The 19,442-nt window shown below is 73.8% G+C and carries 17 protein-coding genes; 2 read left to right on the top strand and 15 right to left on the bottom strand.

The genetic code is table 11. The features are described 5' to 3' along the window. Positions 1-6: 6 nt before the first annotated feature. The 7 genes from pheT to infC form a co-directional block, all read right to left on the bottom strand. Positions 7-2,529: a phenylalanine--tRNA ligase subunit beta gene (gene pheT / locus ACF1AL_RS13700; RefSeq protein ID WP_391702045.1), complete on the bottom strand. Its 2,523-nt coding sequence runs from the start codon at positions 2,527-2,529 to the stop codon at positions 7-9. After that, positions 2,529-3,650 (bottom strand): phenylalanine--tRNA ligase subunit alpha, encoded by a 1,122-nt coding sequence (gene pheS / locus ACF1AL_RS13695; RefSeq protein WP_391825979.1) that lies wholly within the window; start codon positions 3,648-3,650, stop codon positions 2,529-2,531. Before pheS ends, pheT begins: the two co-directional genes overlap by 1 nt. Positions 3,651-3,775: 125 nt before the next feature. After that, positions 3,776-4,915, bottom strand: a complete 1,140-nt coding sequence (locus ACF1AL_RS13690; protein ID WP_384206191.1) for an ATP-binding protein — start codon at positions 4,913-4,915, stop codon at positions 3,776-3,778. 55 nt (positions 4,916-4,970) lie between these two features. Continuing rightward, positions 4,971-5,819, bottom strand: a complete 849-nt coding sequence (locus ACF1AL_RS13685) for an RNA methyltransferase (protein WP_366838880.1) — start codon at positions 5,817-5,819, stop codon at positions 4,971-4,973. A 193-nt stretch (positions 5,820-6,012) separates the two neighbouring features. After that, positions 6,013-6,396, bottom strand: a complete 384-nt coding sequence (rplT, locus tag ACF1AL_RS13680) for a 50S ribosomal protein L20 (RefSeq protein WP_016642495.1) — start codon at positions 6,394-6,396, stop codon at positions 6,013-6,015. A gap of 101 nt (positions 6,397-6,497) precedes the next feature. Then, positions 6,498-6,692 carry a 50S ribosomal protein L35 gene (rpmI, locus tag ACF1AL_RS13675; RefSeq protein WP_004933563.1) on the bottom strand — a complete coding sequence of 65 codons (195 nt, stop codon included), beginning with the start codon at positions 6,690-6,692 and terminating at the stop codon, positions 6,498-6,500. 135 nt (positions 6,693-6,827) lie between these two features. After that, positions 6,828-7,502 (bottom strand): translation initiation factor IF-3, encoded by a 675-nt coding sequence (infC, locus tag ACF1AL_RS13670; protein ID WP_366838881.1) that lies wholly within the window; start codon positions 7,500-7,502, stop codon positions 6,828-6,830. Positions 7,503-7,846: 344 nt separating this feature from the next. Between infC and ACF1AL_RS13665 the strand changes: the two genes are divergently transcribed. Further along, positions 7,847-8,224, top strand: a complete 378-nt coding sequence (locus ACF1AL_RS13665) for a DUF1844 domain-containing protein (RefSeq protein ID WP_366838882.1) — start codon at positions 7,847-7,849, stop codon at positions 8,222-8,224. Positions 8,225-8,243: 19 nt separating this feature from the next. On the opposite strand, the gene ACF1AL_RS13660 is transcribed toward ACF1AL_RS13665, so the two are convergent. The 3 genes from ACF1AL_RS13660 to ACF1AL_RS13650 are packed head-to-tail and all read right to left on the bottom strand — an operon-like array spanning position 8,244 to position 12,239. Then, positions 8,244-8,975: an SseB family protein gene (locus ACF1AL_RS13660; protein ID WP_386419696.1), complete on the bottom strand. Its 732-nt coding sequence runs from the start codon at positions 8,973-8,975 to the stop codon at positions 8,244-8,246. A 34-nt stretch (positions 8,976-9,009) separates the two neighbouring features. Beyond that, positions 9,010-10,227: a type VII secretion-associated serine protease mycosin gene (gene mycP, locus ACF1AL_RS13655; RefSeq protein ID WP_366838885.1), complete on the bottom strand. Its 1,218-nt coding sequence runs from the start codon at positions 10,225-10,227 to the stop codon at positions 9,010-9,012. Continuing rightward, positions 10,224-12,239, bottom strand: a complete 2,016-nt coding sequence (locus tag ACF1AL_RS13650; RefSeq protein ID WP_391825978.1) for a hypothetical protein — start codon at positions 12,237-12,239, stop codon at positions 10,224-10,226. The genes mycP and ACF1AL_RS13650 overlap by 4 nt, the downstream gene beginning before the upstream one ends. Positions 12,240-12,397: 158 nt before the next feature. On the opposite strand from ACF1AL_RS13650, the gene ACF1AL_RS13645 reads away from it, so the two are divergent. Next, positions 12,398-13,600 carry an amino acid deaminase/aldolase gene (locus tag ACF1AL_RS13645; RefSeq protein ID WP_386419693.1) on the top strand — a complete coding sequence of 401 codons (1,203 nt, stop codon included), beginning with the start codon at positions 12,398-12,400 and terminating at the stop codon, positions 13,598-13,600. A gap of 10 nt (positions 13,601-13,610) precedes the next feature. Here the strand turns inward: ACF1AL_RS13645 and ACF1AL_RS13640 are convergent, their stop codons facing one another. Genes ACF1AL_RS13640 through ACF1AL_RS13620 form a run of 5 tightly spaced genes read right to left on the bottom strand, consistent with a single transcriptional unit; the run spans position 13,611 to position 19,436 of the window. Beyond that, on the bottom strand, positions 13,611-14,603 hold the full coding sequence (locus ACF1AL_RS13640; protein ID WP_391825977.1) for a DUF2510 domain-containing protein: 993 nt from the start codon (positions 14,601-14,603) through the stop codon (positions 13,611-13,613). Positions 14,604-14,631: 28 nt separating this feature from the next. Continuing rightward, positions 14,632-15,876 carry a haloacid dehalogenase-like hydrolase gene (locus ACF1AL_RS13635; protein ID WP_391821554.1) on the bottom strand — a complete coding sequence of 415 codons (1,245 nt, stop codon included), beginning with the start codon at positions 15,874-15,876 and terminating at the stop codon, positions 14,632-14,634. A gap of 25 nt (positions 15,877-15,901) precedes the next feature. Continuing rightward, on the bottom strand, positions 15,902-16,684 hold the full coding sequence (locus ACF1AL_RS13630) for a 3-oxoacyl-ACP reductase (protein ID WP_386419691.1): 783 nt from the start codon (positions 16,682-16,684) through the stop codon (positions 15,902-15,904). Beyond that, positions 16,681-18,069, bottom strand: coding sequence for an aldehyde dehydrogenase family protein (locus ACF1AL_RS13625; protein WP_391821553.1), 1,389 nt, complete (start codon positions 18,067-18,069; stop codon positions 16,681-16,683). The genes ACF1AL_RS13630 and ACF1AL_RS13625 overlap by 4 nt, the downstream gene beginning before the upstream one ends. Before the next feature lie 8 nt (positions 18,070-18,077). Further along, entirely contained in the window at positions 18,078-19,436 is a 1,359-nt protein-coding gene (locus ACF1AL_RS13620; RefSeq protein ID WP_391821552.1) for a glutamine synthetase family protein, read from the bottom strand. Positions 19,437-19,442 lie beyond the last annotated feature (6 nt).

The following is a 19,442-nucleotide window of genomic DNA, read 5'->3' as shown; positions in this document are numbered from 1 at the left end:
CGGGGATCAGCCGCGCAGGACAGCGCCCGTCCGCTCGGCGGCCAGGGCCACCGCGGCGTCCCGGGCCGCCGACGCCTCGTCGACGGTCAGCGTCCGGTCGGCCGCGCGGAAACGCAGCGCGTACGCCAGCGACTTCTTGCCGTCGCCCAGCTGCTCCGCGTTCTCGTACACGTCGAACAGCCGGATGTACTCCAGGAGTTCACCCGCGCCCTCGCGCAGCGCGGCCTCGACCTCGGCGGCCGGGACCGGCTTGTCGACGACGAGGGCGACGTCCTGCGTGGCGACCGGGAACGTGGAGATCCGGGGCGCCTGCGGGGTGTCGTCGCCGGCCTGCTCCACCGCGTCGAGGTTCAGCTCCATCGCGCAGGTGCGCTCGGGCAGGCCGAGGGTCTTCACCACGCGCGGGTGCAGCTCACCCGCGTGACCGATCACCTGCTCCTCGCCGTCGACCGTGACGGCGAGTTCGGCGCAGCGGCCGGGGTGCCACGGGCCGTAGGCACCCTTGCGGACGATCAGCTCGGCGCCGGCCTCACGGGCGACGGCCCGGGCGGCCTCGACCGCGTCGGCCCAGTCGGCCGGGCGGCCCTTGCCCCACCAGCCGGCCTGCTCGCGGGCGCCCGCGAGGACGACGGCGACGTGGCGCGGCTGCTCGGGCAGCGCGGCGTCGAGCTCGGCGATCTCCTCGTCGGTGGGACGCCGGTCCACGGGCAGCGCGGCGGCGGTCTTCTGCTCGGCGCGCGGGTGGAAGACCAGGCCGGTCTCGAAGAGGGCGAGGTCGTGCGAGCCGCGGCCGTCGTTGCGGCGCAGGGCACCGAGCAGGCCCGGCAGCAGCGACGTACGGAGGGCGGGCTCCTCGTCGTTGAGCGGGTTGGTGAGCTTGACGACACGGCGGGCCGGGTCGCCGGCCTCCAGGCCGAGCTGGTCGAAGACCTGCTCGGAGACGAACGGGTAGTTCGGCGCCTCGACGTAGCCGGCCCCGGCCAGGGCCCGGCCGACGCGGCGGTGCAGACGCTGGCGGTGGGTGAGACCGCGCCCCGACGGCGGCTTGGGCAGCGTGGAGGGCAGGTTCTCGTAGCCCTCCAGGCGGATGACCTCTTCGGCGAGGTCGTTGGGGTCGGTGAGGTCGGGCCGCCAGGACGGGACGGTGACGATCAGCTCGTCCTGCCCGTAGACGTCGCAGCCGATCTCCTGCAGACGGCGCACGACGGTCTCGCGGCCGTAGGTGACGCCCGCGACCTTGTCCGGGTGGTCCGCCGGGATGGCGATCGTGCGCGGCGCGGACGGGGCGACGACCTCGGTGACGCCGGCCTCGGCGGTGCCGCCCGCGAGGATCACGAGCAGGTCGACCGTGCGCTGCGCCGCCGCTGCGGCGGCCGCCGGGTCGACGCCGCGCTCGAAGCGGCGGGAGGCCTCGGAGGACAGCTTGTGGCGGCGGGCCGTGCGCGCGATGGACACCGCGTTGAAGTGCGCGGCCTCGATCACCACGTCGGTCGTGCCGTTCGCCCCGTCCTCGCCGGCGTCGTGGTCGGCGATCTCGGTGTTGGCACCGCCCATGACGCCGGCCAGGCCGATGGGGCCGCGCTCGTCGGTGATGACGAGGTCCTCGGCGTCGAGGGTGCGGGTCACACCGTCGAGGGTGACGATCTTCTCGCCCTGCTCCGCGCGGCGCACGCCGATGGTGCCCTGGACCAGCGACCGGTCGTAGGCGTGCAGCGGCTGGCCGAGCTCCATCATCACGTAGTTGGTGACGTCGACGGCGAGCGAGATCGGGCGCATGCCGACCTTCTGCAGACGGCGCTGCAGCCAGATCGGGGAGCGCGCCTCGGGGCTCAGGCCGGTCACGGTGCGCGCGGTGAAGCGGTCGCAGCCGATCGGGTCGCCGACCTGCACCGGGTAGCCGAAGGCGTTCGGGGCGGGCACGTCGAGCAGCGCCGGGTCGCGCAGCGGCAGGCCGTAGGCGATGGCGGTCTCGCGGGCGACGCCGCGGATGGACAGGCAGTCGCCGCGGTTGGCGGTGACGGCGATGTCGAGGACCTCGTCGACCAGCTCCAGCAGCTCGACGGCGTCCCGGCCGACCTCGGTCTCCGGCGGCAGGACGATGATGCCCTTGGTGCCGTCGTCGCCCATGTTCAGCTCGTCGCTGGAGCAGATCATGCCGCGGGACATCCGGCCGTAGGTCTTGCGCTCGGCGATCTGGAAGTCGCCGGGCAGGATCGCGCCCGGGAGGGCCACGACGACCTTGTCGCCGACCTGGAAGTTGCGGGCGCCGCAGATGATCTCCTGGGGCTCGCCGGTGCCGTTGGCCTGACCGACGTCGACGGTGCAGAAGCGGATCGGCTTCTTGAACTCCGTCAGCTCCTCGATGGTCAGCACCTGGCCGACGACCAGGGGACCCTTGAGGTCGGCGCCGAGCTGCTCGACCGTCTCGACCTCCAGACCGGCCGAAATGAGCTTGGCCTGGACGTCACGGCCGGTCTCGGTGGCCGGCAGGTCGACGTACTCCCGCAGCCAAGAAAGCGGGACCCGCATCAGATCTCCATCCCGAAGGGCCGGGTGAACCGGACGTCACCCTCGACCATGTCTCGCATGTCTTCGACGTTGTGGCGGAACATCAGCATCCGCTCGATGCCGAACCCGAAGGCGAAGCCGCTGTACTTCTCCGGGTCGACGCCGCAGGCGGTCAGCACCCGCGGGTTGACCATGCCGCAGCCGCCGAGCTCGATCCAGCCCTCGGAGGAGCAGGTGCGGCAGGGGCGGTCCGGGTTGCCGACGGACTCGCCGCGGCAGACGTAGCACACCATGTCCATCTCGGCGGACGGCTCGGTGAAGGGGAAGAAGTTCGGCCGCAGCCGCGTCTTCATGCCCTCGCCGAACAGCGACTGGACCATGTGGTCCAGGGTGCCCTTGAGGTCGGCCATGGTCAGGCCCTCGTCCACGGCGAGCAGCTCGACCTGGCGGAAGACCGGGGTGTGCGTGGCGTCCAGCTCGTCGGTGCGGTAGACGACACCGGGGCAGATCACGTAGACCGGCAGCTCGCGCTCCAGCAGGGAGCGGATCTGCACGGGCGAGGTGTGGGTGCGCAGCACGACACCGGACTCGGTGCCGCCCTCGGGGCCGGCCACGAAGAAGGTGTCGGCCTCGCCGCGGGCCGGGTGGTCCGGGCCGATGTTGAGCGCGTCGAAGTTGAACCACTCGGCCTCGGCCTGCGGGCCCTCGGCGACCTCGTAGCCCATGGCCACGAAGATGTCCTCGATGCGCTCCGAGAGCGTGGTCAGCGGGTGGCGGGCACCGGCCGGGACACGGTCGTACGGCAGGGTGACGTCCACGTTCTCCTCGACCAGCACGCGCGCGTCCCGCTCGGCCTCCAGCTCCGCCTGGCGGACGCCGAGGGCCTTGTTGACGGCGCCACGGGCCTGGCCGACCAGCTTGCCGGCGGCCGCCTTGGCGTGCGGGGGCAGAGCGCCGATCTCCCGGTTGGCGAGCGCCAGCGGGGAGGCGCCGCCGGTGTGGGCGACCTTGGCCTCCTGGAGCGCGTCGAGGGAGTCCGCGGCGGCGAAGGCGGCGAGCGCCTCGTCCCGCATGCGCTCGATCTCTTCCGGTTTCAACGCCTCGACCTCGACAGGGTCGTACGACTTATTCGGTGCCGACATCTCTTCCCGTGCTTCCGATTGGCTGGCGGATGGTCCCCGTGACCTCGGGTGGGCCGTGTCAAGGACACAAAGGTGCCAAAGGCCGAGTCTAACGGGGTGGAGGTATGCGAAGAGCCCGTGGGCCGTCAGGCGAGATACGCCGGGGCCGCCACGGGCAACGTAAATCGGAACTCGGCGCCGCCCTGCGGGGCGCGGCCGACCGTGATGGTGCCGCCGTGGGCTTCGACGATGCCCTTGACGATGTACAGCCCAAGGCCCGTGCCGCCGCGCTTGCTGCCCCGCCAGAAGCGGGTGAAGACGCGGTTCATGGATTCCTCCGGGATGCCGGGCCCCTCGTCGCTCACCGTGACCGACGTGCCGGTCTCCTCCCCTTCGCGGGGGGACGCCGTGGCCGTGATGTCGATGGTGACGGTTCCCTCGCCGTGACGCACGGCATTTTCGATGAGGTTGCTGAGCACCTGGTCGATCTTGTCGGGATCGGCCCACAGGTCGGGCAGCGGCTGCTCCAGGCGCAGCAGGAAACGGTCGGCGGGCTGCCCCGCGGCGACGTAGGCCTGGATGTGGCGCCCGACGGCGGCGCCGATGTCGACGGGCTGGCGGCGCACCTCCAGCCGGCCGGAGTCGATGCGGGAGATGTCGAGCAGCTCGGCGATCAGCCGGGTGACGCGGTCGGCGTCGGCGTCGACGGTCTCCAGCATCAGCCGCTTCTGGTCGTCGGTGAAGCGTTCCCACTTGGCGAGCAGGGTGGCGGTGAAGCCCTTGACGGAGGTGAGCGGGGAGCGCAGCTCGTGGGCGACGGTCGCGATCAGCTCGGCGTGGCTGCGCTCGGTGCGGCGGCGGGCCTCGGTGTCCCGCAGCGAGACGACGACGCGCTGGACGGGCCCGGTGGGCTCGCTGCGCACATAGCGCGCGGTGACCAGCACCTCGTGGCCGCCGGGCAGGAGCAGGTTGCGCTCGGGCTGCCGGGTGCGGGTGGCGAGGCCCCCGTAGGGGTCGCTCAGCTGCCACCAGCGCCGCCCCTCCAGATCCTCTAAGGGCAGCGCCTTCTCCAGGGGCTGCCCCAGGGCCTGGGCGGCGGGCAGGGCGGTGATGCGCTCGGCGGCGGCGTTGAAGCAGACCACACGACCGTGTTCGTCGGCGACCACCAGGCCGTCGGGCAGGTCGTCCGGGTCCAGGCCGGGTGCGGCGGGGTCGCCCGGCGACCGGGGCGCGGGCGCTCGCCGCACGTCCCGTTCCCCCGGTGCGCTGCTGGTGCCGACGCTCATCCCCGTCATCCCACCTCTTCTGAGAGCTGAGTAGGCCCCCGAGCTGGTCACCCTACTAGTTTCCGGTGACGGAGCGGCACCCTCCGTAGGCGCGCTGTGCGCGCGCGGACGCATACAGACATACGGCCGCGGCGGTCGCGAGGTTCAGACTCTCGGCCTTGCCGTGGATGGGGACGCGGACGACGGCGTCGGCGAGGGCGCGGGTCTCCTCCGGCAGGCCCCAGGCCTCGTTGCCGAAGACCCAGGCGGTGGGGGTGCCCATGGTGCCCTTGTCCAGCTCCTCGTCGAGGTCGCGGTCGCCGGCCCCGTCGGCGGCGAGGATGCGCACACCCGCCGCTTTCAGCCCGTCGATGGCCTGCTCGACGGGGACGCCGACGGCGACGGGCAGGTGGAACAGCGAGCCGACGGAGGCGCGCACGGCCTTGGGGTTGTACAGGTCGACGGAGGCGTCGGTGAGCACGACGGCCTCGGCGCCGGCGGCGTCGGCGCAGCGCAGCACGGTGCCGGCGTTGCCGGGGTCGCGGACGTGGGCGAGCACGGCGACGAGCTTCGGCCGGCGCCGCAGGATCTCCTCGAAGGGCGTGTCGAGGAACCGGCACACCCCGACGAGCCCCTGCGGGGTCACGGTGGTGGAGATGTCTTCGATGACCTGCTCGGACGCCAGGTGGATCCGGGCGCCGGCGGTGCGGGCCTCCCCGACGATGTCGGCGTACCGCTCCGCGGCCTCGACGGTGGCGAAGAGCTCGGTCAGCGTGTCCGCGTGCCCGGCGGCCTCCCGCACGGCCTGCGGCCCCTCCGCGAGGAACAGCCGCTCCTTCCCCCGGAAGTTCCGCTTGGCCAGCCGCCGCGCGGCGACGACACGGGGCGACCGGGCAGAGATCAGCTCGGGGCTGACGGGAGGCATGCTGTTCTTCGCTTTCGGGAGAGTCTTGTTTCTTGTGAACGTCGGCGGAGCAGCGCCCCTGAAAGGCGCGGGGAACTGCGCGACCAGCCACAACGGGCCCGCGGCCGAACGACGGCCGAACCGCCTCAACAGCAGGACCCGCAGGCTTCTCGGCCTGCGGGTCCTGCAATGAACGGCTAAAGCCAGCGCAGCGTCACGCGGCCTTGGGCGCGTTGACGTCCGACGGCAGCGCCTTCTGCGCCACCTCGACGAGCGCCGCGAAGGCGTTCGCGTCGTTGACCGCCAGCTCGGCCAGGATCTTGCGGTCGACCTCGATGTTCGCGGCCTTCAGACCCTGGATGAAGCGGTTGTAGGTGATGCCGTTGGCGCGGGCAGCGGCGTTGATGCGCTGGATCCACAGCTGGCGGAAGTCACCCTTGCGCTTCTTGCGGTCGTTGTAGTTGTAGACCAGCGAGTGGGTGACCTGCTCCTTGGCCTTGCGGTACAGGCGCGAACGCTGACCGCGGTAGCCGGAGGCCTGCTCGAGGATCGCCCGGCGCTTCTTGTGGGCGTTGACTGCCCGCTTGACGCGTGCCACTTGTTAACTCCTTGTAGCGGGGCCGTGGGTGTCGTCACACGGCCCGGGTTCGAATGGGTCCCGGTCCTGGCGTCCGGCGCTCACGGGGAGCGCCGCGGACGTCACTTGCCGAGAAGCTTCTTGATCTTCGCGGCGTCGCCCGGGGCCATCTCGGCGTTGCCGGTGAGGCGACGCGTCACGCGGGACGACTTGTGCTCGAGCAGGTGGCGCTTGCCGGCGCGCTCACGGAGCACCTTGCCGGAGCCGGTGACCTTGAAGCGCTTGCTGGCACCGCTGTGCGACTTGTTCTTCGGCATAGCGCCGTTCTCTCCTCGTCGGTGGCGCTCCGGTGCCCGGTCGCGAAAACCGGGCACGGTGGAGCGTCGCTCTTGTTTCGGTTACTTCCATGGGACGTGCGTCCCGGGTGTCACCCCGGGCCGTGGTCCCCGGGATCACGCCTCGGCAGGTTCCTCGGCGGACGCCTCGTCGTCGGCCTGGACGTCCGCGGGGTTCTGCGAACGGCCGGGGTTGGCCTTCGCTTCGGCCTTGCGGGCCTCCTGCGCCTGGCGGGCCTCGGCCATCGCCTCGGTCTTCTTCTTGTGCGGACCGAGGACCATGATCATGTTGCGGCCGTCCTGCTTCGGGTTCGACTCGACGAAACCGAGGTCCTGGACGTCCTCCGCGAGGCGCTGCAGCAGTCGGTAGCCCAGCTCGGGCCGGGACTGCTCGCGACCACGGAACATGATCGTGATCTTGACCTTGTCGCCCTGCTTGAGGAACCGGACGACGTGACCCTTCTTGGTGTCATAGTCGTGCGGGTCGATCTTCGGCCGGAGCTTCATCTCCTTGATGACCGTGTGCGCCTGGTTCTTGCGCGCCTCACGGGCCTTCATGGCCGACTCGTACTTGAACTTCCCGTAGTCCATGAGCTTGCACACGGGCGGACGGGCGTTCGCCGCGACCTCAACCAGGTCGAGGTCGTACTCCTGAGCAAGCTCCAGTGCCTTCGCGAGCGGCACAATGCCGACCTGCTCGCCACTGGGACCGACAAGTCGCACCTCGGGAACGCGAATCCGGTCGTTGATGCGGGGCTCGGCGCTGATGGATCCTCCTCGGTAGCACCACACGACCGTCTGGCGGACAGCCGCGTATGTCTGTTTTCACAAGACCTAACCGCGCCGAAGCAGAAAAAATGCCCCGGACGATCACAGGCGGGGCTCCTCGCACTACCGGAGCACCGCCGCGGTGACCGCGGGGCGCACTATCGGGCGACTCCATCGTCCGTACGGAACGATGGTGGCCGCCTGACCGGATGACCCGCCGTCCCGGGGGACGGTCAGGTGGGAGTTCGGAGCCTCCACTTGTGGGCCGTACACATGAGAATGTCCGGCCGGTCGTCATCAAGCCTAGCAGCATCGCTTGACAAGGCCTAATCGAAAGGACGCCACCCGGAACCGCTTATCGTGTGGGCATGAGTGACACCCCTCCTGAGTCCACCGCATCGTCCGAGGCTCCCGCCTTCGACGAGATGACCCGCGACATCGCCGAGGTCCCCGCCGTCGAGGTGATCGTGACGGTCGCCGTCAACCTGATGAGCGCCGCCGCCGTGAAGCTCGGCCTGACCGAGGAGGGCGACAAGTACAAGGACCTGGACGAGGCCCGCAAGCTGGTGCACGCCCTCGCCGGTCTGCTGGACGCGTCCGCGACCGAGATCAGCTCCTTCCACGCGGCGCCGCTGCGCGACGGCCTGAAGTCGCTGCAGCTGGCGTTCCGCGAGGCGTCGATCGTCCCGGACGAGCCGGGCCAGGGGCCGGGCGAGAAGTACACCGGCCCGGTCTACGGCAAGTAGGCCGTCCCCGGCAGGCAGGTCATCCGCGCACGTACAGGGGCTCGCCCGGAGGCGTGGCCGACGCCGGCAGCAGTGCCAGGTCGAGGCCGCGCACCAGGCGGGCCCTCAGTGTGTCGTCGGCGGCCAGCCGCTCGGCGACCGCGCGGGCGGCGTCGGCGGCCACGGCGTCCGGGTCGAGGACCAGGGCCAGGGTGCCGTCGGCCTGCCCCGGCCCGAGGTGGGCGCGCAGCACCCGAGGCTCGGCGGCGACGGCGGCCCGCACGGCCTCGACGACCGCCGGGTCGGTGAGCGGATCGGTGGTGGTGCGGCCCTCGGCGAGCGCGAGCAGCGCGGGGCCGGTCAGCTCGAAGGGGACGGGCCCGGCCAGGTCGAGCACGACCGTGTCGGCCTTCTCGTGCGCGGCGGCCTGCAGCGCTTGGTGCAGCGGTACGGCGACGGGGCGGGCGGCCGGGTCCCAGCGGGCCAGGGAGTCGGTGGAGGTGAAGGCGGGCAGCGCGGTGCGGTTCCCGGCCTTCAGCGTCGGCACGGCCATGTCGGAGGTCTTCTCGCGGCGCAGCCCGTTCTCGTCCTCCTCGACCTCGCCCAGCACAGCCACCACCGGGACCAGCAGCCGGGCACCCTTGAGCGCGGCCAGGACGGGTCCGACGGCCGTGCGGTCCTGCGCCCAGGCGGCGAGCGCGGCGCTCAGCCGCGGGTCGGCGGAGCCGTCGTCGTCGGAGAAGCCGGGGTCGGGAATGTTCTTGTTCGCCACGCTCCGACCCTACGCGGTGGGTGCGGGGCGGCGTTCACAGGGCGTCGTACGGCTCGCGCCGCCCGCGCCCGTCGTCCTCCTCGCGCCGCCCGCGCCACAGCACGACGGCGACGACCAGCAGCACTCCCCCGGCGCTGCCGGCGAGCGGGGCCGCCCAGTCGCTGGTGTCGTCCTGCGCGTGCGGGGTCTCGGGGCCGTCGCCGAAGTACTTCTCGCCGTACGCCGCCGAGCGCAGGCCTTCCGGTTTCAGTCCGGCCGCGGCCTTGATCGCCGCCGCGGGATCGACGAAGCCGAAGCCGCGGGAGTCGTCGCGGCCGCCGGTGGGCGCGTTGCGGGCGGTCCGCTCCAGCAGCGCCTTGATCTGCGCGGGGGTCAGCCCGGGGTGCGCGGCCTTGATCAGGGCGACGCAGCCGGAGACGAACGCGGAGGCCGCGGAGGTGCCCCAGCCCTGGTAGTAGCGGTGGTCGGGGTCGGCGATCACGATGTCGACGCCGGGCGCGCTGACCGTGGCGTACCAGCGGCGGGTGGAGAAGGAGGCGCGGGTGCCGAACCGGTCGACGGCCGTGGCCGCGATGACGCCCGGGTAGGCGGCCGGGTAGGAGATGTGGTCGCCCTTCTCGCCGCCGTTGCCGGCCGAGGCGACGACGACGGCGCCCTTCTTCAGGGCGTACTGCACGGCCTCGTCCTCGGCGGGCTCGGGGTGCGCGGAGGCGGAGTCGTCGCCCAGGGAGAGGTTGATGACGTCGGCGCCGTGGTCGGCGGCCCAGCGGATGCCCTCGGCGAGGGCGTTGCCGCGGGTGCGGCGGGCGCGGTCGCGGTCCGGGTCGCTGTCCTCCAGGATCACGCGCACCGGCAGGATCCGCGCCTTCGGGGCGATGCCCATGACGCCGTCGGCGCCGCCCGGGCCGTGGCCGTGCCCGGCGATGATCGAGGCCATCGCGGTGCCGTGCCGGGCCCAGGGGCGCTGGCCCTCCCTCGCGCCGAAGCCGACGAGGTCGGTGCCGGTCAGGACGTTGCCGGCGAGGTCGGGGTGGTCGGCCTCGACACCGGTGTCCAGGACGGCGACGGTGACGCCCTCGCCGCGGGTGGTGCGCCAGATCTGCTGGGCGTGCAGGGCGTCCAGCGCCCACTGCTGGCCGCGTATGCCGTCGGCGTGCGCGGGGACCGCGGGCAGCAGCGCGAGGGAGCCGGCGAGCAGGCAGGACAGCAGCCCGGCGCGGCCGGCGCGCGCGACGGTGGCGGGGCGGCTCATGAGGAGGTCTCCGTGGGCGCGTGCGCGGTGCGGCGCAGGTTGTTCTCGATGCGGTCGGCCAGGCCCTGCGCCTCGTTGCCGAGGCCGGCCTGGAGCGGGGCGGTGGTGGCGCCGGACCGGGACCCGGCGGGCTGCGGGGCGTCGACGCTGCGGCCGTCGGCCCAGCCGGTGACGGCGTAGACGACGACGGGGGCGTCGGTGAGCACGTGGATGGTCCAGCTCGCGCGCTGCGGGTCGCCGAAGCCGGCGGCGGGGGTGTCGGCGGCCGCGTAGGGGCGGGGCATCAGATCGGGGCGGGTGCCGAGCGCCTCGGTGCGGAAGCGGGTGTTCAGCGCGCGCATGCCGGCCGGGTCGGCCTTGGTGAACAGCAGGCCGACGGTGGTGACGTAGCTCTGCGTGGCGTCGGTGTAGGTGGCGCGCAGCAGGCGGGCGCAGCCGACGGGGGCGAGGGCCTTGCGCAGCAGCGGGTCGAAGGCGTCGGCGCAGCCGCCGTCGGGTGCGACGGCGACCCGGGTCCAGGTGCGGTCGGCGCCGCCGGGGCCGGCGCCGGGGCCGGACACGGTGGGCGGGAAGAGCTGGTCGACGGGCACGTTGTGCCACAGTCCGGCGGTCGCGGCGAAGCTCCCCGCCGTCCCCGCCTCGTCGGAGTCCCCGGTCAGCCAGGCCCCGGTGACGGCGCCGCCGATGAGGCCGAGGCCGAGGACGAGGCAGACGGCGGCCGCGACGGAGTGCCGCCGCAGCCGGGCCGGCCCGCGGTGGGCGTGGTCGTCGAAGAACTCCGGCTGCCCGAGCGACACCCGCGGCCGGGCCGTCCCGGCCTCCGAGGTCCAGGACAGGGCGGGGTCGGGTGCGTGCCCGGGGACTGCGGGGTCACCGGGGGCGCCGGGTGCCCCGGGGCTGCCGCCGTGGGGGCGGGGAACGGAGGCGCCGGATGCCCCGGGGTCGCCGAAGGCGCGCGGGGCGGAGCGATCGCCGAAGGCGCGGGACGCTTCTCGGTCGTCGAAGGCGCCGGACGCGGAGGCGCCGGGCGTCGAGGCACGGCCGAGGCGGCCGTCGTACCCGGAGGAGTCGTCGGCGGTGCCCCGTGCCGAGCCCCGGCCGAAGGAGCCGTCGGGGCCGAAGGAGCGGTCGGGGCCGGAGGCCTCCGGGCCGCCGTCCGGAGCACCGGAGCGGGGACGGCCGGGTGGGCCGCCGGGTGTCGTGGCGTCGGCCGGGCCGCTGCGGGCGGCGGGGGTGTACGGCGCCCAGGGACGCCCGGCGCCGACGCCGGGGACGCGGCCGCCGGTGCCCGGGCGGGCGAAGGGATCGGGGCCCGGACGGTCCCCGCGGTACGCGGCCGACGCCCCGGTGTCACCGAGGCCGCTCCCCGCGCCGCAGGTCCCCTGCGCCCGCGCGCCCGGCCGGGACGGGAATCCGGCGGGGGCCGGCCGCTCCGCGTCCAGGTCGAGGCGCCGCTCGGCGCGGTCGCAGGTGTCGGAGGCGGCGGGACCGTCAGCGCCGGCGACCGAAGCGGAAGCCGCCGAAGGACTATCGGCGCACGAAACGGAACCAGTCGACGCGCCACCGGCAGGCTCGCTGGAGGCGGTCGGGGCGGCGGGGACGGGGCGCAGCCGGGCGGTCGTCTCCTCGGGCGACTCGTCCGGCACCCGCGCGCCCGCGCGCGCGGCGCCCGAGCCCCGGCCGACCGTCGGCGGCGTGTCGGGGAAACGGGCCGAAGCGGGCGGCGGAGGCGGGCCGTCGGGGAAACGCGCCGAGGCGGGCGGTGGAGGCGGGTCGTCCGGGAAGCGGGCCGAGGCGGCCGGCGGCGGGGCGTCCGCGGCGTCGCCGCCCGAAGCGCCGGGGCGCAGCAGCGGGAAACGCGGCGGGATCACCCGAGGCACGGACGAGGAGGAGCGCGAACCGGAAGCGGAACCGGGGTCCGCGTCGGAAGCGGAATCCGCGCCGGAGTCCGTCCTGGCGGTCGCCGGATGCCCCGGCAGGGGCCTGGCGCCGTGGCGTGCCTCCGTGCTCATGCACCCCCCGTTTCCTCGGCCCCGGACCGTCGTGTCGCCTGCGCTGCGCGTCACTCTACGGGTTGGACCTGGCCCGACGGGAACCAGTGCACGAGCCCGGGGCATCTGCCCGGAACGTCCCCCTACCCTGCGGTAATCACGTCTGGCAGGCTGCCGTCATGACTGCGCGCGCCGCCGACCGGGCCCGTTACGACCGGGCCACCGCCCATCTCGACGCCCCCGTGGCCATCGTGGATCTGGAGGCCTTCGACGCCAACGCGGACGATCTGGTCCGCCGCGCGGGGGGCAAGCCGGTCCGGGTCGCCAGCAAGTCCGTGCGCTGCCGCGCCCTGCTGGAGCGGGTCCTGGCGAAGGACGGCTTCCGCGGGATCATGTCGTTCACGCTCGCCGAGTCGCTGTGGCTGGCCCGTTCCGGCTTCGACGACGTCCTGTTGGCCTACCCGTCCGCCGACCGCGCCGCTTTCGCCGAACTCGCCGCCGATCCCAAGCTCGCGGCCGCGGTGACCGTCATGGTCGACGACATCGCGCAGCTCGACCTCATCGACGCGGCGCGCGGCGACGGACGTGAAGTGGTGCGGGTGTGCCTGGAGTTGGACACCTCGCTCAAGCTCCTCGGCGGCCGGGTCCGGGTGGGGGCCCGGCGTTCGCCGCTGCACTCCCCCGCCGACGTCGCCGCGCTGGCGCGGGCGGTGGCGCGCCGGCCGGGGTTCCGGGTCGTGGGCATCATGGCGTACGAGGGGCACATCGCCGGTGTCGGGGACGCGGTCGCCGGGCGGCCGCTGCGGTCGCGGGCGATCCGCCTGATGCAGGCCGCCGCCCGCCGCGAACTGGCCGAGCGGCGTGCCGCGGTGGTGCGCGCGGTTCGGGCCGTCGTGCCGGAGCTGGAGTTCGTCAACGGCGGCGGCACCGGCAGCGTGCAGCACACGGTCGCGGAGGACGCCGTGACGGAGGTGGCGGCCGGGTCGGGGCTGTACGTGCCGCGGCTGTTCGACAACTACACGTCGTTCAGCGGCCGTCCGGCCGCCCTGTTCGCGCAGCCGGTGGTGCGGCGGCCGGGCGTCGGCGTCGTCACCGTGCTGGGCGGCGGCTACCCGGCCTCCGGCGCGGCCGGCCCGGACCGGCTGCCGGTGCCGTATCTGCCCGAGGGGCTGCGCTACGACCCGCAGGAGGGTGCCGGCGAGGTGCAGACGCCGCTGCTCGGCTCGCCCGCCGACGATCTGCTGGTCGGCGACAAGGTGTGGTTCCGGCACGCCAAGGCCGGTGAGCTGTGCGAGCGGTTCGACAGCCTGCACCTGGTGGAGGGCGACCGGGTGACCGCGACCGTGCCGACGTACCGGGGCGAGGGTCACACGTTCCTGTGACGGCGCACGCTCACGGCGTCGGGCCGATGCTGCTGCCCACGCCGCCGCCGGTGGCCGCGTCGCCCACGGGCCGGATGCCCGAGGTGATGCGGTCCATGTCGGCGAGCGGCGGCGCGCCCCGGCCGGTGTCGAAGACGTAGCGGACGACGACGGGGGCCTCGGTGCCGACGCTGGAGGGGAAGGCGAGGGACTGGACGTAGCCGCCCGGTCCCTTGGCGGTGGTGACGCGCCAGCGCACGTAGTACCCGGCGCGGCCCGCGACGGCCACCGGTCCCTGGGCGACGACCTGGTGCCCGGTCATGCCGCCGTAGGGCCGCCGGCCGATGGAGTCGTGGTCGAAGGCCAGTTGCGCCGCCTCGCCGATGTCGGCCTCGGCGATGGCCTCGGGCGAGGTGTCGTCGGTCGAGGTGGCGGTGTGGGTGGTGACCAGGCCGTGCCGGCACATCCCGGGGTCGCCGGGGCAGTCGTAGGTGCCGTCGGTGGTCATGACGACGGAGTCGTCGGCGACGAACTCGGGTTTCACCCAGCCGTCGGGCATCCTCAGCGTGATGCCGTTGAGCTGGTCGACGACGACGGACGGGTCGCCGGTGGGCGCGGCGGAGGACGGCGGGGCCGTGGACGGCTCGGCGGTCGCCGTGGCGGCCGGGGCGGGGCGCGGTGTCGTCCCGGCCGTCGGGTCGCCGCCGTCGTCGCCCTGGCCCAGCAGGAGCGCGCCGGTGGCGATCGCGGCGACCAGCACGGCACCGGCGACGATGAGCGCGACGGCCCTGCCGCGCCCCGAGCGGACCACCGGCTGCGGCACCGTCACCGGCTGCGCGGGGAACGCCGCCGGATGCCCCGGGAACCCCGGCGGCGGCTGCGGCGCGGGTACGGCGGGCTGCGGCGGGGCCGGCGGCGTCTCCCGGGTGCGCCGGTGCTCGGTCCAGGACGTGCCGTCCCACCAGCGCTCCAGGTGCTCGGCGGTCGGGTCCGGGTACCAGCCGGGCGAGGGCGTCATGCTCATCCCGGCACTGTAGGACGCGGACTGACGGTCAGTACACGGTGTCCCGCTGGTCGGGCACCACCGATCCGTCGTCCCGGCGCACCGGCCCGCTCGTGCCGTCGGGCGCGGTGAAGGCGGTCGTGGAGCACGGGTAGGGGGCGGTGCGGCGCGGCAGGGGCTCCAGGAACATCGGGTTGACCAGCCAGCGTCCGTCGGCGTCGTCGTAGGCCCGGCACATCAGCTCGGGCTTGTTGCGGTTGACGACGAGGTGGACGGCGGTCGCGTCGCCGACGAAGGTGACGTCGGTGTCGGCGTCGCCGCCGGCGATCGCGGGGCGGTGCGGCCAGGGCTGCCGCTGCCAGGCGGCGGGGCCGTGGACGCCGTAGATCTCCTGGTTGATCCAGCAGCGTTTGCCGTCGATGTACGGGATGACGGCGCCGCGCGTGGCGGGGACGCCGCCGCAGCCCTCGTTCCACGGGGTGATCCGGCCGCGCCGGTCGAGGACGGAGCGGATGGCGAGGGTGTGCGCGGCGTCGACGCCGACGCCGCGGGACCAGACCTCGGTGACGGGTTCGGATCCCGCGGAGACGATGTAGACGTCGAAGCCGGCGCGGCGCAGCGTGCGGATCAGGTCGCGCTGCTGGTCGTAGTAGCGGACGGAGGCGGGCAGGGTGTGGGTGCCGACGCGGCGGGTGGAGCCGGCCGGGGCGGCGAGGGCCTCGCGGCGGGCGGCGCGGGCGTAGGAGGCGAGTTCGGCGGGGGTGCGGCCGGTGAACAGCTGGGGCACCCAGGCGTACTGCGGGACCGTGCGGCGGTGGTTCCAGTGGCCGGCGAAGGCGGGGGCGCCGCTCATGGTGGTGCCCCGCTCGCGGATCTCGAGGATCTCGTCGGTGCAGCGGGCGTTGCGGGAGGTGGGCAGCGCGGTGCCGGCCGGGCCGGTGCCGCAGGCGCGGGTCAGGGCGCGCTCGGCGGTGGCCGTGAGCCAGGCGCTGGTGTCCGTCCAGCGGGCGGGGCGCAGGAGCGCGTCGTGGCGCAGCGCCCAGGCGAGGGTGGCGTCGGTGACGTCGTTCTTGACGACGGTGTTGTCCCAGTCGAAGGCGGCGACCGGGCGGGGGCGGCCGGGCCGGCCGGAGCAGGTGCCGCGCGTGTCGATCGCCTGCTGGAGGTGGGCGCGGTTGTCGCCGTACCAGGTGCCGGTGAGGCGGGGGCAGGCGGCGCGGCCGTCGGGGTGTGCGGTGGGCGCGGCCGCCAGGACGGCGGCCGCGGCCAGGGTCCACGCGAGGAGCTGTCGCATACGCCCGGACCGTACCGTTTCGCCCCTACAGCGGGGTGACGTACGCGCCGGAGATGCCGCCGTCGACCAGGAAGTCGGTGGCGTTGACGAAGGAGGAGTCGTCGCTGGCGAGGAACGCGACGGCGGCGGCGATCTCCTCGGCCTCGGCGAACCGGCCGACCGGGATGTGCACGAGCCGGCGCGCGGCCCGCTCGGGGTCCTTGGCGAACAGCTCCTGCAGCAGCGGGGTGTTGACCGGTCCGGGGCACAGGGCGTTGACCCGGATGCCCTCCCGGGCGAACTGCACGCCCAGCTCCCGGGACATGGCGAGCACGCCGCCCTTGGAGGCGGTGTAGGAGATCTGGGAGGTCGCCGCGCCCATCCGGGCCACGAAGGAGGCGGTGTTGATGATGGATCCCCTGCCCTGCCGGCGCATGTACGGGATCGCGGCCTTGCAGCACAGGTAGACGGAGGTGAGGTTGACCTCCTGGACGCGCCGCCAGGCTTCCAGGCCCGTCTCCAGGATGGAGTCGTCGTCGGGCGGGGAGATGCCGGCGTTGTTGAAGGCGATGTCGACGCTGCCGTAGGTGTCGTGGGCGGCCCGGAACAGGGCCTCGACCTGCTCGGGGTCGGTGACGTCGACCTTCACGAACAGTCCGCCGGTCTCCTCGGCGGCCGCCTTGCCGCGGGCCTCGTCGATGTCGCCGCACACCACGTGGGCGCCCTCGGCGGCGAGGCGGCGGGCGGAGGCGAGGCCGATGCCGCTGCCGGCTCCGGTGACGACGGCGGTCCGGCCGACGAGGCGGCGGCACACGATCTCTTCGGTCACTGTGCGGGGCCCTCCGTACTGATGAAGACGTTCTTGGTCTCGGTGAAGGCGGCCAGCGCGTCCGGGCCGAGCTCGCGCCCGACGCCGGACTGCTTGAACCCGCCGAAGGGGGTCCAGTAGCGGACGCTGGAGTGGGAGTTGACGGACAGGTTGCCCGCGCGCACGGCCCGGGAGACGCGCAGGGCGCGGCCGACGTCCCGGGTCCACACGGAGCCGGACAGGCCGTAGTCGGTGGCGTTGGCGAGGGCGACGGCCTCGCGTTCGTCCTTGAAGGGCAGGACGACGGCGACCGGCCCGAAGACCTCCTCCACGGCCACGCGCGCGTGCGGGTCGACGCCGGTGAGGACGGTCGGCGGGTACCAGAAGCCGGGTCCCTCGGGCGCCTTGCCGCGGATGCCCTCGGCCCCGTCGGGGACGTAGGAGCGCACGCGCTCCAGCTGGGCGCGGGAGATCAGCGGACCCATCTGGGTCGACTCGTCGGCCGGGTCGCCGACGACGACCGACTCGACCGCCGGGGCGAGCAGGGCGAGGAAACGCTCGTACACGGACGCCTGCACGAGGATGCGGGTGCGGGCGCAGCAGTCCTGGCCGCTGTTGTCGAGGAAGGCCATGGGCGCGGCGGCCGCGGCCTGTTCGAGGTCGGCGTCGGCGAAGACGATGTTGGGGCTCTTGCCGCCCAGTTCCAGGGTGATCCGCTTGAGCCGGTCGGCGCCCTTGACCCACACCTGTTTGCCGACGGCCGTCGACCCGGTGAACACGATCTTGGCGACGCCGGGGTGCTCGACGAGGGCGGCGCCGGCGACCGGCCCGTGCCCCGGCAGCACCTGGAACAGTCCCTCGGGCAGCCCGGCGGCCAGGCCGAGTTCGGCGAGGCGCAGCGCGGTCAGCGGGGTGGTCTCGGCGGGCTTGAGGATCACCGCGTTGCCGGCGGCGAGCGCCGGCGCGGTGCCCCAGGCGGCGATCGGCATGGGGAAGTTCCACGGCGCGATGACGCCGACCACGCCGAGCGGCTCCAGGATGGTCACGTCGAGCCCGCCGGGCACCGGGATCTGGCGTCCCGTCAGCCGCTCCACCCCGCCGGAGGCGTAGTCGAGCAGGTCGCGCACGTTGCCCGCCTCCCAGCGGGCGTTGCCGAGGGTGTGCCCGGCCTCGCGGACCTCCAGCAGGGCCAGCTCCTCCAGGTGCTCGTCGACGACCCGGGCGAAGCGGCGCAGCAGCCGGGCCCGGTCGCCGGGCGGGAAGGCGGCCCACTTCGCCTGCGCCTGCGCGGCGCGGACGACGGCGGTGTCCACGTCGGCGGCGGTCGCGGCGGGGACGGTGGCGACGACCTCCTCGGTGGCGGGGTTGAGGACGTCGAGGACGTTCGGGTCGGTCCGGTGGCTCACGCGGGGCCTCACATGCGTTCGAAGGAGCGGCGCAGCTCCCAGTCGGTGACGGCGGCGTCGAAGGCGTCCAGTTCGACGCGGGCCATGGTGCGGTAGTGCGCGACGACCTCGTCGCCGAAGGCGGCCTTGGCCAGCGGGCTGTTCTCCCACAGCTCTGCGGCCTCGCGCAGGGTGGTCGGGACGTGCGCGTAGTCGGCGGCGTAGGCGTTGCCGGCGCACGGCTCGGGCAGCTCCAGCCGCTGCTCGATGCCGTACAGCCCGGCCGCGACCATGCCCGCCACGGCGAGGTGCGGGTTGACGTCGCCGCCGGGCAGGCGGTTCTCGAAGCGCAGGGAGCGGCCGTGGCCGACGACGCGCAGGGCGCAGGTGCGGTTGTCGTGGCCCCAGGCGACGGCGGTGGGCGCGAAGGAGCCGCGCTGGAACCGCTTGTAGGAGTTGATGTGCGGCGCGTACAGCAGCGAGAAGTCCCGCAGCGCGGCGAGCTGCCCGGCGAGGAAGTGCCGCATGACGTCGGACATGCCGTCGCCGGCGGCCATGACGCTGGTGCCGTCGGTGTCGGCGAGGGAGAGATGGATGTGGCAGGAGTTGCCCTCGCGCTCGTTGTACTTGGCCATGAAGGTGAGCGAGACGCCCTCCTGGGCGGCGATCTCCTTGGCGCCGGTCTTGTAGATCGCGTGCTGGTCGCAGGTGACCAGGGCCTCGTCGTAACGGAAGGCGATCTCGTGCTGGCCCGGGTTGCACTCGCCCTTGGCGGACTCCACGGTCATCCCGGCGCCGGCCATCTCGTTGCGGATCCGGCGCAGCAGGGGCTCGATGCGGCCGGTGCCGAGGATGGAGTAGTCGACGTTGTACTGGTTGACGGGGGTCAGGCCCCGGTAGCCGGCGTCCCAGGCCTGCTCGTAGCTGTCGCGGAAGACGATGAACTCCAGCTCGGTGCCGACCCGCGCGGTGTAGCCGAGTGCGGCGAGCCGCTCCAGCTGGCGGCGCAGGATCTGGCGGGGTGCGGCGGCGACCGGTGAACCGTCCTCCCAGGCGAGGTCGGCGATCAGCAGCGCGGTGCCGGGGTGCCAGGGCACGCGGCGCAGCGTCCGCACGTCGGGCCGCAGGGCGAAGTCCCCGTAGCCGCGATCCCAGGACGACATGGCGTAGCCGTCGACGGTGTTCATGTCGGCGTCGACGGCGAGGAGGTAGTTGCAGCCCTCGGTGCCGTGGTGGAGGACCTCGTCGAGGAAGAAGCGGGCGGCGAACCGCTTGCCCTGGAGCCGGCCCTGCATGTCGGGGAAGGCCAGGACGACGGTGTCGATCTCTCCGCTCGCGACGAGGGCGTGCAGCTCCTCGACGCTCAGCGGGGGTGTGCGGTCTGCCACGGGAGA

Source organism: Streptomyces sp. NPDC014801 (assembly GCF_043082085.1).
Classification (GTDB): domain Bacteria; phylum Actinomycetota; class Actinomycetes; order Streptomycetales; family Streptomycetaceae; genus Streptomyces.
The sequence above is the reverse complement of the archived record's forward strand: the minus strand, read 5'-3'. Positions and strand labels throughout refer to the sequence as shown.

Bases quoted from the DNA above. Each gene is read 5' to 3' on its own strand.
- pheT (WP_391702045.1), bottom strand. From the start codon at position 2,529: ATGCGGGTCCCGCTTTCTTGGCTGCGGGAGTACGTCGACCTGCCGGCC.
- pheS (WP_391825979.1), bottom strand. From the start codon at position 3,650: ATGTCGGCACCGAATAAGTCGTACGACCCTGTCGAGGTCGAGGCGTTG.
- ACF1AL_RS13690 (WP_384206191.1), bottom strand. From the start codon at position 4,915: ATGAGCGTCGGCACCAGCAGCGCACCGGGGGAACGGGACGTGCGGCGA.
- ACF1AL_RS13685 (WP_366838880.1), bottom strand. From the start codon at position 5,819: ATGCCTCCCGTCAGCCCCGAGCTGATCTCTGCCCGGTCGCCCCGTGTC.
- rpmI (WP_004933563.1), bottom strand. From the start codon at position 6,692: ATGCCGAAGAACAAGTCGCACAGCGGTGCCAGCAAGCGCTTCAAGGTC.
- ACF1AL_RS13665 (WP_366838882.1), top strand. From the start codon at position 7,847: ATGAGTGACACCCCTCCTGAGTCCACCGCATCGTCCGAGGCTCCCGCC.
- mycP (WP_366838885.1), bottom strand. From the start codon at position 10,227: ATGAGCCGCCCCGCCACCGTCGCGCGCGCCGGCCGCGCCGGGCTGCTG.
- ACF1AL_RS13650 (WP_391825978.1), bottom strand. From the start codon at position 12,239: ATGAGCACGGAGGCACGCCACGGCGCCAGGCCCCTGCCGGGGCATCCG.
- ACF1AL_RS13645 (WP_386419693.1), top strand. From the start codon at position 12,398: ATGACTGCGCGCGCCGCCGACCGGGCCCGTTACGACCGGGCCACCGCC.
- ACF1AL_RS13640 (WP_391825977.1), bottom strand. From the start codon at position 14,603: ATGAGCATGACGCCCTCGCCCGGCTGGTACCCGGACCCGACCGCCGAG.
- ACF1AL_RS13635 (WP_391821554.1), bottom strand. From the start codon at position 15,876: ATGCGACAGCTCCTCGCGTGGACCCTGGCCGCGGCCGCCGTCCTGGCG.